The organism is Microcoleus sp. T3_B1 (assembly GCF_036700445.1).
In the GTDB taxonomy this organism is placed as follows: domain Bacteria; phylum Cyanobacteriota; class Cyanobacteriia; order Cyanobacteriales; family Microcoleaceae; genus Microcoleus.
Genome location: NZ_JAUBOX010000028.1, coordinates 1 through 18,219 on the forward strand (window position 1 = coordinate 1; position 18,219 = coordinate 18,219).

At 45.1% G+C, this 18,219-nt stretch carries 16 protein-coding genes and 1 pseudogene; 7 read left to right on the forward strand and 10 right to left on the reverse strand.

All coding sequences use genetic code 11. From position 1 onward, the window contains the following. The 5 genes and pseudogenes from QT990_RS16740 to QT990_RS16760 form a co-directional block, all read left to right on the forward strand. A pseudogene (locus tag QT990_RS16740) lies at window positions 1–357 on the forward strand (hypothetical protein); the annotation flags it as partial. Between the two features lie 133 nt (window positions 358–490). After that, entirely contained in the window at window positions 491–1,768 is a 1,278-nt protein-coding gene (gene ahcY, locus QT990_RS16745; RefSeq protein WP_333142032.1) for an adenosylhomocysteinase, read from the forward strand. A gap of 168 nt (window positions 1,769–1,936) precedes the next feature. Continuing rightward, window positions 1,937–2,554 carry a DedA family protein gene (locus QT990_RS16750; RefSeq protein ID WP_333142033.1) on the forward strand — a complete coding sequence of 206 codons (618 nt, stop codon included), beginning with the start codon at window positions 1,937–1,939 and terminating at the stop codon, window positions 2,552–2,554. Window positions 2,555–3,005: 451 nt separating this feature from the next. After that, entirely contained in the window at window positions 3,006–4,430 is a 1,425-nt protein-coding gene (locus QT990_RS16755; RefSeq protein ID WP_333410975.1) for an NADP-dependent isocitrate dehydrogenase, read from the forward strand. Window positions 4,431–4,683: 253 nt separating this feature from the next. Continuing rightward, window positions 4,684–6,021, forward strand: a complete 1,338-nt coding sequence (locus tag QT990_RS16760; protein ID WP_333142035.1) for a glycosyltransferase family 4 protein — start codon at window positions 4,684–4,686, stop codon at window positions 6,019–6,021. 20 nt (window positions 6,022–6,041) lie between these two features. Here QT990_RS16760 and QT990_RS16765 read toward each other — a convergent pair whose 3' ends face one another. Continuing rightward, on the reverse strand, window positions 6,042–6,713 hold the full coding sequence (locus QT990_RS16765) for a glutathione S-transferase N-terminal domain-containing protein (RefSeq protein ID WP_333465528.1): 672 nt from the start codon (window positions 6,711–6,713) through the stop codon (window positions 6,042–6,044). Between the two features lie 80 nt (window positions 6,714–6,793). On the opposite strand from QT990_RS16765, the gene QT990_RS16770 reads away from it, so the two are divergent. After that, window positions 6,794–7,186, forward strand: a complete 393-nt coding sequence (locus tag QT990_RS16770) for a DUF2358 domain-containing protein (RefSeq protein WP_333465529.1) — start codon at window positions 6,794–6,796, stop codon at window positions 7,184–7,186. Between the two features lie 299 nt (window positions 7,187–7,485). Beyond that, entirely contained in the window at window positions 7,486–8,658 is a 1,173-nt protein-coding gene (locus tag QT990_RS16775; RefSeq protein ID WP_333053180.1) for a TRC40/GET3/ArsA family transport-energizing ATPase, read from the forward strand. 339 nt (window positions 8,659–8,997) lie between these two features. Here the strand turns inward: QT990_RS16775 and QT990_RS16780 are convergent, their stop codons facing one another. The 9 genes from QT990_RS16780 to QT990_RS16820 form a co-directional block, all read right to left on the reverse strand. Beyond that, on the reverse strand, window positions 8,998–9,291 hold the full coding sequence (locus tag QT990_RS16780) for a hypothetical protein (RefSeq protein WP_333142046.1): 294 nt from the start codon (window positions 9,289–9,291) through the stop codon (window positions 8,998–9,000). Between the two features lie 92 nt (window positions 9,292–9,383). Continuing rightward, window positions 9,384–10,157, reverse strand: a complete 774-nt coding sequence (locus QT990_RS16785) for a DUF2314 domain-containing protein (protein ID WP_190741039.1) — start codon at window positions 10,155–10,157, stop codon at window positions 9,384–9,386. A 69-nt stretch (window positions 10,158–10,226) separates the two neighbouring features. Next, window positions 10,227–10,577 carry a DUF5615 family PIN-like protein gene (locus QT990_RS16790; protein ID WP_015177944.1) on the reverse strand — a complete coding sequence of 117 codons (351 nt, stop codon included), beginning with the start codon at window positions 10,575–10,577 and terminating at the stop codon, window positions 10,227–10,229. Then, window positions 10,561–10,926, reverse strand: a complete 366-nt coding sequence (locus QT990_RS16795; RefSeq protein WP_333053176.1) for a DUF433 domain-containing protein — start codon at window positions 10,924–10,926, stop codon at window positions 10,561–10,563. The genes QT990_RS16790 and QT990_RS16795 overlap by 17 nt, the downstream gene beginning before the upstream one ends. Before the next feature lie 165 nt (window positions 10,927–11,091). Continuing rightward, on the reverse strand, window positions 11,092–11,319 hold the full coding sequence (locus QT990_RS16800) for a hypothetical protein (RefSeq protein ID WP_333465530.1): 228 nt from the start codon (window positions 11,317–11,319) through the stop codon (window positions 11,092–11,094). A 136-nt stretch (window positions 11,320–11,455) separates the two neighbouring features. Continuing rightward, window positions 11,456–11,845 (reverse strand): type II toxin-antitoxin system VapC family toxin, encoded by a 390-nt coding sequence (locus tag QT990_RS16805; RefSeq protein ID WP_333053173.1) that lies wholly within the window; start codon window positions 11,843–11,845, stop codon window positions 11,456–11,458. Between the two features lie 7 nt (window positions 11,846–11,852). Continuing rightward, entirely contained in the window at window positions 11,853–12,080 is a 228-nt protein-coding gene (locus tag QT990_RS16810; protein ID WP_333142049.1) for a hypothetical protein, read from the reverse strand. Between the two features lie 161 nt (window positions 12,081–12,241). Next, window positions 12,242–14,566 (reverse strand): DNA phosphorothioation-associated putative methyltransferase, encoded by a 2,325-nt coding sequence (locus QT990_RS16815; RefSeq protein ID WP_333465531.1) that lies wholly within the window; start codon window positions 14,564–14,566, stop codon window positions 12,242–12,244. Window positions 14,567–14,731: 165 nt separating this feature from the next. Next, window positions 14,732–18,148, reverse strand: coding sequence for a response regulator (locus tag QT990_RS16820; protein WP_333465532.1), 3,417 nt, complete (start codon window positions 18,146–18,148; stop codon window positions 14,732–14,734). Between the last annotated feature and the right edge of the window lie 71 nt (window positions 18,149–18,219).

Genomic DNA, 18,219 nt, shown 5'->3' on the forward strand with positions numbered 1-18,219 from the left:
GAGCCGTGTGAAGAGAAATTTTCACGCACGGTTTTGGAGAGCGGCGGCGCTCGTGAGAGTGTCGCCGACTTTAATTTTCTTGATGGAGACTCCCTACCCAGATACGGCGAAAAACTGCCTGGGTGGAAAGCATCGGGAAAACGAATTAAACGTGGTTTGTATCGCTCTGCTGATGGAACTGTAATCAATGCAGATATAAATGGGGCTGCCAACATTCTAAGAAAAGTAGCCAGTAAGTTAGGTGTAAAACTTGACCGACTGTGTAGACGGTGTTTGACCACCGTAGCGAGAGTAAAACTTTGGGTGTTACCTAAAGCTGCTCTGTCCGCAGAATCTCAGCGGCTTCAGCCCGCTTGAGTGTCAATAAAACACAATCAAAATTTAAGATTAGCCTCGCCGACCCCGATCGAGTAAAATCACAGCACTTGCCCGCCGATGACTTAATCTGCTAAAACTAACAAAGTTTGATGATTTCTGAGAAATAACATACATGGTTGCTACATCCGTCAAGATTAAACACGAAGTCAAAGACTTGTCCCTCGCCCCCTTGGGAAAGCAACGCATCGAGTGGGCCGGCCGGGAAATGCCGGTTTTGCGGCAAATTCAAGAACGCTTCGCTAAAGAAAAGCCTTTTGCTGGCATTCGCTTGGCTGCTTGCTGCCACGTAACCACAGAAACCGCTCATTTGGCAATCGCCATCAAACTCGGCGGTGGCGACGCCGTACTGATCGCCAGCAACCCCCTGAGCACTCAAGATGACGTAGCGGCTTGCTTAGTTGAAGACTACGGCATTTCCGTCTTCGCCCTCAAAGGAGAAGACGCGGCTACCTACGAACGTCACGTCTACACAGCCCTAGACCACCGCCCCAATATTATCATCGACGACGGCAGCGACGTGGTAGCGGCACTAATCCAGCACCGCCCGAACCAAATTGCCGACTTAATCGGAACTACCGAAGAAACTACCACAGGCATCGTGCGCCTGCGGGCCATGTTGAAAGACGGCGTGCTGACTTTCCCCGCAATGAACGTCAACGACGCCGACACCAAGCACTTCTTTGACAACCGCTACGGCACCGGTCAATCTACCCTAGATGGGATTATCCGCGCTACCAATATTTTGTTAGCCGGTAAAAATATTGTGGTTGCAGGTTACGGTTGGTGCGGCAAAGGCACGGCACTGCGCGCCCGCGGCATGGGTGCTAACGTAATTGTCACAGAAATCGATCCGATTCGGGCGATCGAAGCAGTGATGGACGGTTTCCGCGTCATGCCGATGGACGAAGCAGCAACAGTCGGAGATATATTCATTACCGTTACCGGCAACAAACACGTCATTCGTGCCGAACATTTCGACACAATGAAAGACGGCGCAATTGTTTGCAATTCCGGTCACTTCGACATTGAAATTGACCTCAAATCCCTCGGCGCAAAAAGCACCGACGTGAAAACAGTCCGGTCTTTCACTCAAGAATATCACCTCAATAATGGCAAGTCGATTATTGTGTTGGGCGAAGGCCGTTTGATCAACTTGGCAGCAGCCGAAGGACACCCCAGCGCCGTGATGGATATGAGCTTTGCTAACCAAGCTTTAGCCTGCGAATATCTAGTTACGAACAAAGGCAAACTAGAGCCGGGTATTCACTCAATACCCGTAGAAGTTGACAAAGAAATTGCCCGTCTCAAATTGGAAGCAATGGGTATTCACATTGATACCTTGACTGCCGAACAAATTGAGTACACAAACTCTTGGACTTCGGGCACTTAATCATCGTTTATCGTTCCCACGCTGTGCCGGGGAATGAATACAAGGAGGCTCTGCCTCCCTCATGGGGAGTTGAGGCAGAGCCTCGCTTATATGCGTTCCCCGGCTGTGCCTGGGAACAATCAAAAACGAGCAAAATACAAAGTACCTATTACCAATATTTAAATCAAAATGGTTGAATGGATCACTAACACAATGCAGTCGATGAGCTATCTCGGGATTGGCCTGTTGATGTTTTTAGAAAATCTTTTCCCCCCCATACCCTCAGAATTGATTATGCCGCTGGCAGGATTCACGGCCTCAAAGGGTGATGATATGGAGTTAGCGCCGGCGATCGCAGCAGGAGTAATCGGTACAATTCTGGGGGCGTTTCCCTGGTACTATGCGGGTAAATTATTGAGCGAAGAACGCTTGAGGAATTTAGCCGACAAATACGGCAAGTGGATCACAGTATCGGGTGCCGATATTGACAAAGCAAATAGATGGTTTAACAGACACGGCAACAAAGCCGTGTTTTTGTGTCGCCTCGTACCGGGAGTTCGCACCCTAATTTCCCTGCCCGCTGGCATCAATAATATGCCTTTAATTCCTTTTTTACTATACTCAACCGGCGGCACTCTTTTATGGGTAAGTTTCCTGACTTTTGCCGGATATAAACTAGGGGAAAATTATACACTTGTAGAGGAATATCTGGGCCCGGTTTCCAAAATAGTTGTGGTGATTATTGTCATTTGGTGTATTTTGTGGGTAGTCAAAAAGAATATGCAGAAGGAAAAATATCGCAAATAAAGGCAAAATTTGTGAAAATAATCGGCGTTTATTTGCGTTCATCGGCGGCTACAATCACCCTTTTGACCCCACCCAAAAACGCATACAACTTTCCGACAAAAGTCGCGAGGCGTTCAAAATTTTAGACTAAGGTTCAACATCCCAGATTCATCTGGGGAGTAAATCTAAAATCTAAAATCTAAAATCTAAAATCTAAAATCCACTGACTTGTTTCCAGCATCTTCTCAACCGTAGCGCTGAAAGATAGAGAGGGAGATTTGAGAGAAACTTCTGCTATCTTTGCTACTTTTTTAAATTGAGGTTGAAATTGGCGATCGCCCAAAAGTCACAGTGACCGGCAGCCTATCGCCCAAACATTAAACTTAAATTTATACAAATATTTAGGATTGGTGGAGGTTTAGGCAGATAATCGTGGCAAAATAGGGAACATTCCTATCCGCGCTGTTAAGATATGTACGAAAAGATTGTAGCCCCGACCACAGGTTCTAAAATTACTTTCAAAGACGGTTTGCCGATCGTCCCCAATGACCCCATTATTCCCTTCATTCGCGGCGACGGTACCGGCGTTGACTTGTGGCCTGCATCCCAGAAAGTCATGGATGCTGCGGTAGAAAAGGCTTACGGTGGCGATCGAAAAATCAACTGGTTTAAAATCTATGTAGGCGACGAAGCCTGCGATGTCTACGGTACTTACCAATATCTGCCCCAGGATTCCTTAGACGCCATCAAAGAATACGGAGTCGCCATCAAAGGGCCGCTGACAACCCCAATCGGGGGCGGCATTCGATCGCTAAACGTAGCTTTGCGGCAAATCTTTGACCTTTACGCCTGCGTGCGGCCCTGCAAATATTATGCTGGAACACCATCGCTACACAAAACCCCTGAACTCCTAGATGTAATTATTTACCGGGAAAATACAGAAGATATTTACCTCGGAATTGAATGGGCAAAAGGCAGCGAAATCGGCAAAAAATTGATTGAATTCCTCAATAATGAGTTAATTCCAGCAACACCAGAACATGGCAAAAAACAAATTCGCCTCGATTCGGGAATCGGAATTAAACCCATTAGCAAAACAGGTTCTCAGCGTTTAGTACGGCGCGCCATTACCCACGCTTTACGGTTGCCAAAAGATAAGCAGCAAGTGACTTTGGTGCACAAAGGCAACATCATGAAATATACCGAAGGAGCTTTCCGAGATTGGGGTTATGAATTAGCAACCACCGAATTTCGCGAACAGTGCGTAACTGAAAGAGAGTCTTGGATTCTGGGCAACAAAGAAAAAAATCCCGACATTAGCTTAGAAGATAATGCTCGCCAAATAGACCCAGGATACGATGCTTTGACCCCAGAAAAACAAGCCAAAATTCGTCAAGAAGTAGCCGACGTTCTGTTTGCAATTTGGGACAGTCACGGCAGCGGCCAGTGGAAAGAAAAAATCATGGTCAACGACCGAATTGCTGACAGTATTTTTCAACAAATTCAAACCCGACCGGCCGAGTATTCGATTTTGGCGACAATGAATCTGAACGGGGATTATTTGTCCGATGCGGCCGCCGCCATTGTCGGTGGATTGGGCATGGGCCCCGGTGCGAATATTGGTGATGAATGTGCAGTTTTTGAGGCGACTCACGGCACTGCACCGAAACACGCTGGTTTGGATAAAGTCAATCCCGGTTCCCTGATTTTGTCCGGGGTGATGATGTTAGAATACATGGGATGGCAGGAAGCAGCAGACTTGATTAAGAAGGGTTTGGGAGCGGCAATTTCTAACGGTGAAGTTACTTATGATTTGGCGAGGTTGATGGAGCCGCCGGTGCCTGAGTTGAAGTGTTCGGAGTTTGCTGAGGCGATTATTAAGCATTTCGCCGATTGAGTTCCTCGGTGCGCCAACAATTGAGTGCTGGAAGCAGGTCAGAGAATCATTCCAATCCTGAATCACCAGTATCTTTAAAACAACACCGCGATCTTCTATGTATTGGTACACTTGCCAAGATAGGGATAGCGGTGTTATAAAGTTCTTGAGTCCCAGAGCAATTCTCACTCATGAGCGAATAATTAGTTAGGGTAGGCAAGCAAGGGGGCAAGCGCAGGGAAGTTCTCCTAAACCAATCTCGCGAATAATTATTATGACAAATTGTACAGATACTGGAGTTTTTATGAAAAACAAAGAGCAAACTGATACGATGCGGGTTTTGATTCTGGCGGATGTTTGCAATCCTGAGTGGCCTTCTTTACCGGTGGTTGGATATAAATTTGCGCGTGCAATAAGCCATTATGTTGAGGCTACGGTTGTTACTCAAATTCGGAATAAACCCAATATCGATAAAGTCGGGATGGGTAAGGCTAAAGTCGTTTATCTAGATACAGAAAATGTTGCGGTTCCCATTCAAAATCTAGCTAATTTACTAACCGGTGGCTCAGAAAAATCCTGGACTATTAGGACAGCGCTAGGTTATTTCAGCTATCTCGCCTTTGAGTGGGAAGTATGGCAGCGCTACAAGCAAGAGTTGCAAAGCGGGCATTTCGATGTCGTTCACCGGATTACCCCGATGTCGCCCACGCAGCCAAGTCCTATGGCAGCTTGGAGTCCTATTCCTTTTTTGCTTGGGCCTCTCAACGGCGGGCTGCCTTGGCCGAAAGCTTTCACAACAGAGTTGAAGCGGGAACGTGAGTGGTTGAGCTATGTGCGAAATGCTTACAGGTTAATGCCTTTTTACCGCTCTACTTATGAACGTTCAGCAGGAATTCTGGCGGCATTCGATCACACGATCGTAGATTTGCCAGCCTCAGCGAGAGCGAAGACAATTAATTATGCCGAAGTTGGCATCGATCCCGAATTGTTTAAGCTGCCCCAACGCTCTAGCAGCGAACAAGTGACGGTACTGTTTGCCGGCAGGCTAGTTCCCTATAAATTGCCAGAAGTTGTCATTCGCGCTTTCGCTAACAGTTCGATTTTGCAGCAGCATAAATTAGCGATTGTTGGCGACGGACCCGAACGTCCTAGACTAGAACAATTAATCGCAGAACACAATTTAGGCAACTGCGTTAAACTTTTAGGTCAAAAAACCCAACCTGAAGTGGGAGAATTGATGCGCCAAGCTGAGATTTTTGCTTTTCCCTCGATTCGCGAACTGGGGGCTGGCGTTGTGGTTGAGGCAATGGCCTGCGGTATGGCTTGTGTTGTAGTTGACTACGGCGGACCCGGTGCGCTGGTAGAGCCCGATCGGGGGATTAAAGTTCCTATAAGTAATTTTGACACACTGGTAAAAAATTTTACCGCAGAACTCGAACAGCTTGTCGCCGATCGCCCTCGTGTTGCACGCATGGGCATTGCAGCCCACAATTACGCCATGAATCACTATTCCTGGGATGTTAAAGCTCAGCAGATGCTGCAAGTTTATCAATGGTTAGCAAGTCATGGCAGTGTCAAACCGGATTTTGAGCTACAGTCAAATAGCTTGTGACCGCTCATCAAGTTTAATTCTCAGTTAGGACTTACGCCAACTGCCATTCCGCGCTCAACGGCGGGACGCTTCTGCAAGGTTTCTACCCAACGTTTGAGGTGCGGGTGGTTGTCGAGGGTTAATCCTTGAAATTCGTAAATAGCAACCCAGGGATAGGTAGCAATGTCGGCAATAGAATAGTCGCCGCAAATGTATTCATATTTTGCTAGTTGAGTGTCTAATACTCCGTAGAGGCGCAAGGTTTCTTTTTCGTAGCGCCCAATCGCATAGGGAATTTGTTCGGGTGCAAAGCGTTTGAAGTGGTTTAGCTGACCAAACATCGGGCCGACGCTGGCCATTTGAAACATCAGCCATTCCATAACTTGAAAGTATTTTTGTTTGTCTGTGGGCAGAAATCTGCCGCTTTTTTCGGCAAGATAGATCAGAATAGCGCCGGACTCGAAGACGGTGATGGCGTTATCTCGATCGACTATCGCCGGAATTTTGCTGTTGGGGTTGATGGCGATGAATTCTGGGCTAAATTGGTCGTTTTTTGTGATGTCGATGACGTGCACGTTGTAGGGTAAACCTATTTCTTCGAGCATGATCGAGACTTTGCGACCGTTGGGGGTAGTAAAAGTGTAGAGGTCAATCATAGTTGTGATGTTAAGTTGAAAGTTGGCAAGGTAGTAAATAACCTGATATACTATCACAATTTGGACGAAAATTGCGGATTTTAAATCTATTGTGTTAAAGTTATATTCTAATAATACAAGAATAACGATCGCTCGAAATGGATATTATTGAAATTCTCAAAGACGATTATCAAAGATTTCCCGATAATCAGACTTACAGCATCTATGCAAAAGATGTTTATTTTGAAGATCCGGTGAATCGATTTACAGGAGTCGATCGCTACCGCAAAATGATCGGGTTTATGGGGACTTTTTTTCAGGATGTAAATCTCGATTTGCACGGGATTTCGCAGTCTGGAGATACTATAGACACTCGCTGGACTCTGAGCTGGATCGCACCGCTACCTTGGAAACCGAAAATGGCGATCGCCGGTAGGAGCGAACTGAAAGTCAACAGCGACGGTTTAATTGTTTCTCACATCGATTACTGGGACTGTTCGCGGTTGGATGTACTCAAACAGCTTGTATTTCCGGTGAAAACTAATGTTTGAGAATTTGGCTTAGGTTTTTTAGCAATAAAAAATAGTTTTTCAAGAGCGAGATCCCTTTTTTAACCGCAGATGTTAGCAGATAAACACAGATGAACGCTGATGGATTTTTATTTGTTGCAATTGATATCTGAGATAAAGAATTTTAACTGATCTTGACATGGCAGCAATTTCGTGTGTCGCCGGAAATGCGAGGTGTTCAGCGGTGGGCGATCGCCAAAATTAAGCGCCCACAAAATTAATCTCTGTTACAGAACGTTACAATAAAGAAGTAAAGAATTTTCAGGCGAGCTAAACAATCAATGCGCTTAATATTAATGACCGGAAAAGGCGGCGTCGGCAAAACCTCCGTAGCCGCTGCGACTGGGCTGCGGTGTGCCGAATTGGGATACAAAACCCTAGTGCTGAGTACAGATCCCGCTCACTCCTTAGCCGACAGCTTCGACATGGAACTCGGACACGATTCGCGGCTGGTGAAACCGAATTTGTGGGGAGCCGAATTAGACGCTCTCAGGGAATTAGAAGGCAATTGGGGAGCAGTTAAGCGCTACATTACTCAAGTCTTGCGAGCGCAGGGACTCGAAGGGGTGCAAGCTGAAGAATTAGCCATCTTGCCAGGAATGGATGAAATCTTCGGTTTAGTGCGAATGAAGCGGCATTACGACGAAGGCGAATTTGATGTTTTAATTATCGATTCTGCTCCGACTGGCACAGCATTGAGACTGCTAAGTTTGCCGGAAGTGGGCGGCTGGTACATGAGAAAATTTTACAAGCCGCTGCAAGGCATATCAGCCGCCCTTAGACCTTTAGTTGAACCTATTTTTAGACCAATTGCGGGTTTTTCTTTACCAGACAAAGAGGTGATGGATGCACCTTACGAATTTTACGAACAAATTGAAGCTTTGGAAAAGGTTTTAACTGACAATACTGTCACTTCGGTAAGGTTAGTTACCAATCCAGAAAAAATGGTAATTAAAGAGTCTCTGCGCGCTCATGCCTATTTGAGTTTGTACAATGTAGCCACTGATTTAGTAGTAGCTAACCGGATTATTCCCGCAGAAGTAACTGACCCATTTTTTAAACGGTGGAAAGAAAGCCAGGAACAGTACCGTCAGGAAATTCACTCAGATTTCATGCCGCTGCCCGTTAAGGAGGTGCCACTTTATTCCGAAGAAATGTGCGGTTTGCCAGCTTTGGAACGGTTGAAAGAAACGCTTTACAAAGACGAAGATCCAAGTCAAGTTTATTACAAAGAAAATACGATTAAGATCGTGCAAGAAAACAATCAATATAGTCTTGAGCTGTATTTGCCCGGAATTGCTAAGGATCAGATCCAGTTGACCAAAACGGGAGATGAGTTGAATGTTCGGATTGGGAATCACCGCCGTAATTTGGTGTTGCCGCAAGCTTTAGCGGCACTGCAACCTTCGGGGGCGAAGATGGAGGATGATTATTTGAAGATTAAGTTTGCTTAACAGGACTTACGCACTATCAACCTAAAAAACCCGGTTTCTAGGAAAAATCGTGGATAATCCCTTGAGATATTCACGCAGAAACCGGGTTTTTGGCTCGCGTGCAGGTATTGAGCTATTCAGCAGACTTACGCCATTCTTGTCCGAGGCGAACTGCTTTGTCAAAAGTAGGATGGTTGCGTCTGCGTTTATGAGACAGTGACTTTTGTAATGGTATCAATTCCGATTGTATGGGAATGATTTAACCGCAGAGGGCGCAGAGGGCGCAGAGTCTGCAGAAGAGAGAGATGAATAATTCCGATGTCAACGGGTTGGATATGAGATGCTGCTGGCTAGACACAATTAACAGGACTCAGCACGAACGACTTCCTTTAATGCCTCATCAATCACTGCATCGCTGACACCTCGACGCTTCAAACTTGCTACTAAGGCTGTTACTGTCTCGCTCTCAAATCGTTCTAAATCAACGCGCAAACCTTGACCGATATAAGCACGAATTAATGGCTGATAACCCGAAAAACCCAACAATGGTGCAACTTTTTTTAAATCTTCCACAACATCTTCGGGCATACGAATCGTCACGCTAGTCATTGGACGGTTGCGGTTTAATCGCTGCTTTAATGCTTCAACCTTCATACTCTGCCCTCTCCTGACGAGTTGCTTTACGTGCTGAAATAAGTTGCGGCTCTTGTACCCGGTAAACAATTCCCTATTATAAGCCCCACCGATTATCTTAGAAAATCAGTAATTTTATTCCATTTCATCACTTCCGCCAAGTCAATCGCCGTCAACCCATCAGGATTCTTAATCATTTTATCAGCGCCATACTTTAATAATAATTTAACAGGAGTTAAGTTGCCAGCCAATGCCTCACATTGCAGCATAGTCCAGCCATTTTCATCAATTTGATTTACAATGGTAGGATTTTCACTTAATGCAGAATCAATTTTTGCAGCCATATTCTCACTCATTGGATGCTCGCCGATTTCATATTCATCCTTATTTCTTGATTCTTGATTTAAATAGCTATCGGGAACAATTCGGATTTCTCTCGGATCGCCGAATTCCAAACCCCAAGCATCATCATGCACACGCCTTCGATCGCTATTCATTGTAAGCCGTATTGCATTAACAGTATATGCACCATAAACCATCCCATCAATAGAATATATCCAATCATTGATATCGTTGAAGCCCATCACAATCTGGTCGCCCGATCCAATTCCATCTATCCATCTCGGATCGTTTAATAAATCTCCACTAACTTTCAGACCATCAAAATTAACATTCTCCACCCACATATGTTCAACTGATGGTGCAGAATCCGTCACCTTTCCCGTCGGAAATCCAAGTTTTACTGCACTTATATCCAGCCCAGGAATTATCCGCCGCCTTTCCCATGACAACTCACGCCAAAAATATTTAAATGATTCGCGTGCCTTCTTGCTAGCAAGATTTATATCCGGGTCATCACCCTGAAATCGATAAATATTTTGACTCATTTACCACTCCGCAGTTGATTGTTCGAGGTACTTCTAATATTAATATACATCATAAGCAGGTTAAGTATATCAAGGGAAAGGGATGAAAAGAATTCGACCTTCATATTCATCAGGCTGACTGCAACAAATAAATAGTTCTAAATCATCAATGATCTTACCAATGGGTGCTGTTGCAATAACCTCAATAACTCCCAGCATAGGTAGTCCTTGATTGACTCGCTCGTAGGCATACATCGTAATAGTGGCCACATCATGGGTAAGTAAGATGCGTCCTTCATTAGCCGCCCATTCTAAAATATCTGGATCGTCAGTGTGAATCAGCCCTACATCTTGGACACGAACAATATCTAATTCAGGCAAACGTCTCACCAGCCCACGCAATATGGCTCCATTAAAATTTTCATCAGTTAGAAGGCGCACTTGGTATCGACTCCCCTTTTGACTGATAACGAGTAAGCAAACGTTGTCTCAGATCAACTAAGTTGTGTTGTCGAGAAAGTTCTTGTCTCAGTTGCTGAGATTGTTGGCTGCGCTGTTCCAAATAACTGTCAATTTCCTGACGATGGTTTAGATAGTAAGCAATGGTACTGTATATGTCTTCTAAGCGAACAACTGAATACTGAATAGCGATTTCTTCGGGAGTGGAGCCATTGTGGTATGAAGCAAGTATGCTATCTAGGGTGACTCGACTCGAACCTATACGGATACCTCCCGCTTCATCCCAACGGAAAGGAGGAGAGGTTGCTTGGAATTTTGCTGGGGCGCTCATTAGGGACATATTCTAGCTGACTTGAACTGTATCGAAACATTGTAGCAAGAAGCCTAATTCTTTGTCGGAAGGTAATGAAAGCCAACCATAATTATAGCTGTCGCTATGCTGGCTTTGCTACGAATGCAGGATAGGTTTTGTGTGCATCTGCATAAATCCTAAGTGCTACAGACATTTGCTGGCAGTTTCTCCTTGTGCCTGAAACCAAGCAAATGTTTCAGGATCGACTTGAACTTGCATAGTAATAGCCGACTGAGGCCTTCGTAATTGCGCTCTAGTAAAGAACTCCTCCGATAGTGGTGGACTATCGGAAGTATCGATATCTTCATCGCTCATTGCGTCGATTCTAGCCCAGTCGGTTTGTGAGGTATTGTTCATAGCGTCTGCGTTCATAAGACAGTGACTTTCGCCCTGGAGATAATGCGAACTGTTTCCTCATCAAGCTCCGTGTAGACAACAACTACAATTCGTCCATCAAGTAAACCAATACCGATACTCGACTCCAACGCATTGTTAGGCTTTCTGATTGCTACGGATATGGCAATAAATTTAAGTTTTGAATGAATCGATAATCTCGTTGGTTCTTAGTGATGAAAGGGTACTCCCATACTATTGCTGTAGCTGCGATCAAGCCATCGGCAATTAGTAAGCCGTGACTTAGCCGATACAACCGTAACAAGTCAACCGCCTTATCTGAAATAGACTGGTCAATTCTAATCACGTCAAACTGCTGGAGAAATTTTTCTAGAGTCTGTAACTCTACCTTGTTAGCGCAACCAACAATTAGCTCCATTTGTGTGATTATGCTAATTGCTAATCGAGAACTTGATTTTAGTCCTTGCAAACAATTAACTGCATCAGGAATACCACGACCAACATCAATGATTATGTCGGTATCTATGATAGTTGAACTAGCCATGTGCTTTTTACCACTCGTTTTCTCGGAGATTACGTACCCAGGTAGTGCTACCTAAGTCTTGACGATCTCGCCACATTCCAATAAATGGATCGTTCATTAAATCAACATTTACTGACGAAGAGACAGGTTCATCATATATGTACTTTTGTTTTAAAAAGGCGATCAAACTTACCACTTGACTCTGTGCTTCAGCCGGCAGAGATAAAAATTCACCTAAAAACTCTTGATTTGTCATGGCTATACCTTTTAAACAGAACAAGATATCTTTGATTAAGTCTATCAATATTTTGAGATTTTGGGAACTACTCCCTTCCCGTCATGGGGTCAAAAGCAGAAATTTTCTGTGTAAAATCCAAATTTTGGGTAGTTAGGCAGAAACTTTCTCTGTTTCCATGACTATTCCTCTTCTTTCCCTTCCTCTGTGCTCTCTGTGCCCTCTGCGGTTCCTTCAATCTTTCCCGCATTAACCTCAATCTTTTGCGAGTGGCGTTCCGACGCAGCTTTTTGCAGCATTTTCAACTTTTCTGGGTCAGCATTCGATCGCCAAAACAACTTATGATCCTTAATTTTAACGCAATTTTCCTCCAAACACTTCATCCATTCCCGATGTTTCTTAACTGCGCCACGATCGAGAATACCTAACTTTTCTTCTTGGCGGGTGAGTTTCGCAAACTTGTCATAATGGGGATAACTAGCAGTAACAAAAGCTTCTTTTCTTACTAAAATTGGTGGATTATACACATCAGAATAGTCTTGATAGCTCACAGAAAGGTCGCGCAAATCTATGTGCATAGAAGTGTGAAGGGCTGGATGCGGGTTAGTGTCAAAATCGGGATAAAATAAATAGGAAATCTGAGGTCTGCGAGCGTAAAATTTGATAATTGTCGCGCCGTCAAGTCTGCCAATTGTGCGGTTGGCGCAGCCTTCGTAGAGCCTGAGCAAAGGATCTAGTTCTTCTAATGCAGAGACGTGAACAGAAAGGGAACCATGCTGTTTGTAGCCGATCGCACTATCTTCGCAGCAATCCGCAACAATATCAGCTTTGCCCAAACTGTATAGCATTAAATCTGCCAAAGTGCAAGCTTTTTGATAATTGTCAAACAAACCTTTGATGTCGTTGCGGATTTGAGCCGGGAGTCGGCGGATTGAAGGTCGTGAAGCGTAGCTATCCCGTAGGGAATCGCCCAAACCGTTGAGAGCGAGATATACCAGCAAATCTTGGCGGCGCTTGTCAGCGATTTTCTCCCAATCATCCGCATCCGTTGCTTGCAAAATCACCCTCCAAGCGCGATTAAAACTGTGAAATTCCTCCTTAATCGCCGATTCTTCCGCTAGTTCGCCTTTAACAGGAAGGCGGCCCCGATCGCTCACAAAAGCCATCAAAGGAGCCAACATTTCCGCATAATCCTCAAACCGCTTAACTTGCGATCGCACCCTGGGAGTCGATAAGCGCGATCGAAACCGAGAAGCACGAAAACTTTCACCCTCCGCCGCATCCCGAAACACAAAATAAATCCCCAAAGCAACAGGAATTGCATCCACACTCAAAACTTGGTCGATATAAACCTTCAACTCTTCTTGTTCGTAATACTTCTGAAAAGTATTCCGAGAAGTAATCACCCCATCCCCGTAAGCAATTTGACCTTGTTGGCGATCGTCAATCAAAACTTGAGCCGCTACAACTAATAAATTCTTAGTTAATTCCCAAGCATTCAGCAAAGCTTCTCGTCGTTCCGCCAAAGATTCAATTACATTAATCACATAACCAATATTCACAATATCAGCACAAATTCGCGGAGTATCCGGCTGATAGTATGGGTCCCAACCAGCAATAGAATAACCCTCTTGTGCAATATATTTAACATCCCCGCCGAAACCGCAACCGTAATCAAAAAAAGTCGCCCCGTCCCTCGCTAAATCAGCTTCTAAAACCAGACGCAGAGGTTTAGAAAGCGAATTGCGTACCATTGCAGCTTTGTGTCGCTCGATCTTAGGAATTGATAGCTCACTATTCTCCTGTTTCAAACGCTCGACAACAGTATGATCTTGGATTTCTACACCGCAATATCCCAAATATTTGAGCCAACCTTCGCGAGTGCCGATAACGCTAGTATTGTCAAGCAGCCCCCACTTTTCCTCGCAGCGAGTGAGTCGAGCAAACTTTTCGTAATTGGGATAATCCGCAGCTACAAAAGTTTCCTTACGGTGCAAAACCGGGGGGTTTTCGCTGTTGCTGTAATCGAAATATTTAACTTCCCCTGTTGCTAGATTAATTTGGATGCTGGTTTGCAAAGCAGGATGAGCATCTGTATCGAAATCAGGGTAAAAAAGATAAGATATTTTAGGTTGATGAAGCTGAAACTTAACTAAGGTTGCTTCCTCAATATTTTCTATATTTATTCTGGCACAATTTTCATAAATTATGAGGAGAGGATTGAGTGCTGGTAAGGCCGAAACGTGAACGTAAAAAGCCGTTGGCAATTTTTTCCCAACCTTGCTCTCTCGACAGCAGCGAGCCACTTTTTCTACTAGGTTGTCAACACGAAAATTATTAATTTCGTCTGGGGGGTACGGCACTGCGGCTACATAATCTTTCTCCGAAATAGCCTCGTTTTCCTGCAACACTTTCCGAGCAAAAACCATCAAAGGCGTTAGCAGTTCTCCATTATTTTCTAATGGCTCGCTCTCTAAAATAGTGTTTGTACTGGTATCGTAAGTCATAGCTAAATTAATTTATTTTTTAATTAACCGCAGAGAACGCAGAGAACACAGAGTGAAGAAAGAAAGAATTTATTTCTTAGTCCGCGTAGGCGGACTTCGTTTGTGTAGGCGCGATTTCAATCGCCGACTACGATCAACTACGATCGACTACGATCGACTGACATATTAACCAAACATTCGAGTTTCCACAAATTCTTGAACCCGGGCTAAATGACTGGACAAACTCACTAATATGTTCTCAACCCTCTCCATATTTAACAATTCCCTCTCTGGTGGTTCAGATTGAAATCCTCGCGCTTGATGCTCCAATTGTGCGGCCAAATCCGACATCAGAGCAACTCCCACATTAGCAGATGTTCCTTTGAGACGGTGGGCTTGATATTCCACAGCTTGCCAATCTTTAGCTTCTAGAGCTAGTTTGGCAGCAGCCATGTCCGCTTGGGCGTCTGCCACAAAAGCTTGCAAAAGTCGCTCTGGCAATTTAATATTAACTCGTCCGAGTTGCTCTAATCTGCTCTTGTCGAACAGCCCGTCGCAGTCTCTATGTTCCCAAGTTTGATGTGCGATCGCCCTTGGTGTCGGCAGAGCCACAACCTGCGCTTTTTCCACAAGTTCTGTATAATTTGTTGCTAATTGAGATTTATTTTCAGAGTTAATACTTTTTACTCCATACTTATTTTCACCCTGAACATTTAGGGCTTCATACTTTTTCAGAGCCGCCGCCAAAGCATCTAAATCTACAGGTTTGCTGAGATAATCGTCCATCCCCGCCGCCAGACACTTTTCTCGTTCCCCCGGCATAGCATGAGCAGTTAAAGCCATCACAAAAGTATGCCGATCGCTTCCTTCTATTTCCCTCAATTTTTGCGTCGCTTTGTAACCGTCAAGTACCGGCATTTGACAGTCCATCAGCACTAAATCATAGCTTTTTTTTGCCAGCCAATCCAGCGCTTCTTGACCGTTGACCACGCAGTCAGCCTGATAGCCTAAAACTGCCAACTGTTCGACCAGAACTTGTTGATTGATCGGGTGGTCTTCCGCCACCAAAATTCTCAGCGATGACAGCGAATTGGGAGTAACATATTGAGAATTAACTGCTGGCAATTTGCAAGTATTAGCAGCCTCCAGCCTCCCAAACTCTCCAGTTCCCTTAACCGACGCAAGCATTGCCTCAAGCAGGCGGCTTGGCCGCACGGGCTCGATCAAATATCCGTTAAAACCCTGACTGCAAAGTGATTCAGCTTTGGGCTGTTCTCGCAAAGCAGTCATGGCGATTAAGGAGCCAACTTTCGAGGTCGATCGCACTTTCCTAGCAAATTCCTCCGCATCCAACTCAGGCATTTGCAAGTCCACAAGCACCAAATCCCAGCTTTTTTCCCTCTCCCCCGAATTCTGAGAAATCGCGCCCTGGGCCTTGTTCAACCAAGTCAAAGCCTCAGTAGCAGTTTCTGCCTCATCGCAGCGGGCACCCCAACTTTGAGCGAGCGATCGCACCGCTGCCCTCCTCAAAGCGCTTTCCGATACTACTAACAGCTTCTTGCCCGCAAGTTCGGGATCGGGAGGCTCAACTGGCAACTGTTTTTCCAAAGGTACAGTAAACCAAAAAGTAGCACCGCTACCTAGCAAACTGCGAACTCCAATGTCCCCTCCCATCATCTCCACTAACTGCTTACAAATAGCCAAACCCAAACCCGTGCCGCCGTAAGGTCTAGTCGGAGAATCGTCTACCTGAGAAAAAGATTGGAACAGCTTTGTTTGCCCTTCGGCCGAAATTCCAATGCCAGTATCCCGCACGGAAAATAGCAATCTTGCTTCTTGTCTACCGTCTGCCTGTCGGTTGCCCTGTTTCACAGTTACGTGAACTAGAACTTGACCGCGATCGGTAAATTTTATGGCATTACCGGTCAAATTCAGCAAAACTTGCTTCAATCTCCCCGAGTCGCCCACCAACTTCCTCGGCACTGAGCTATCAACTAAAATATTCAATTCAATACCTTTTTCTTCTGCCAAATGCGCTATAATTTCTATCACCGACTCAACGCAACTATCCAAATCAAAATTAGACTTTTCCAGTCGCATTTCTCCCGCTTCAATCTTAGAGAAATCGAGGATATCATTAATAACAGTCAGCAAATGTTCAGCACTGCGGTAAATCGTGTGAGCACAGTCCCGCTGTTTCTGTTCCAGAGGAGCGCGCAGCAGCAATTGAGCCATTGCCAAAACCCCATTCATCGGAGTGCGAATTTCGTGACTCATGTTCGCCAAGAATTGCGACTTCACCCGGCTCGCTTCTAAGGCAGTTTCCCGCGCTTCCACCAACTCATTAATCTTGTCGGCCACCATCACAATTCCCCCGACTTTCTCGTCTGGATCGTACCAAGGGTGAGCAGCCCACCGCAGGTACAGAACAGATCCGTCGGCTCGTTCCCAGGCATCTTCGCTCACAGAAACTACCTTGCCTTTGAGCACTTCTTGGTACATTACTTTCCAGCGATTGGGGGTATCTGGAAACAATTCGTAATGGCTGAGATTATTCAGGGACGGCAACTCCAAATCAAATTGACTAACCCATTTTTTAGAATTAGCCATATAGCGCATTTGTGTATCGAACATCGCCATTGCTACAGGCACGCAATTAATAATTTGTCTCAGTTGCAGCCGTTCCCTTTCCAGAGCATCTTCCGCCTGTTTGCGCTGAGTAATGTCGCTAATCATACCGGCCATCCGCAGCGGTTTTCCTTGGGAATTCCGCTGAGCTTTTCCCTGAGAAGTGCAGTAGCGGTAAACACCGTTCGAGTGTAGCAGCCGGAATTCTACATTATAGTCTATTTCTTGTTCCAAGTGAGCGGCGATCGCCGCGACGATTCCCTCCTTGTCATCGGGGTGCAAGCGGTTGTATAGAGCTTCCATAGTCCTGCCAAATTGCTTTCGCGACAAACCGATAATTTCCAAAAGGCGATCGTTCCAATAAACCTCATTTTTACTTAAATCCCAATCCCAAATTCCGTCGTTCACTCCCTCTAAAACTAACCTGTACCGTTCCTCACTTTCCTTAAGTTTTTGACTGGCATCAAACGCCTTTGATTCGGCGCGGTAAACGCGCATGGCATTGTACACGCTGCGAGACAAACTATCGGGAGAAAGCTTATTTTTAGCAATATAATCAGAAGCTCCAGCCTTCATCAATTCCACAGCAATTTGTTCGTCGCCTTGACCTGTGAGCACAATTAAGGGAACTTTCAGCCCTGCTTCTCGTAGATTTTTTACCAAACTCAGCCCGTCTCCGTCGGGCAATCCGTAGTCGAGCAATACGCAGTCAAATTTGCACTCAAATATTTGATTTAATAGCAGCCCATTTTCTGTCTCCTCAACCTCGCTTAAAGGTTGAGATTTATTTTGTTTGGAGAGTTTCGCGGTAGCCTGAGTAGAATTTTTGCTGACCGAGAGTTGGGCCAGGGCATCCGCGCAGTCTTCTGCTTCAGTAACTTCTGCCGAAACACCAGCGGACTTGAGCGATCTTTTGATCGCCATTCGATCAACTGCATCGTCATCAACTATCAGAATTGTGAGAATTTTGTCCATAAAAACCGAATTGTGGATTACTCCGAAAAAGCTGCTGTCGAGAAAACGGAATTAAAACAACTGCATCGCTG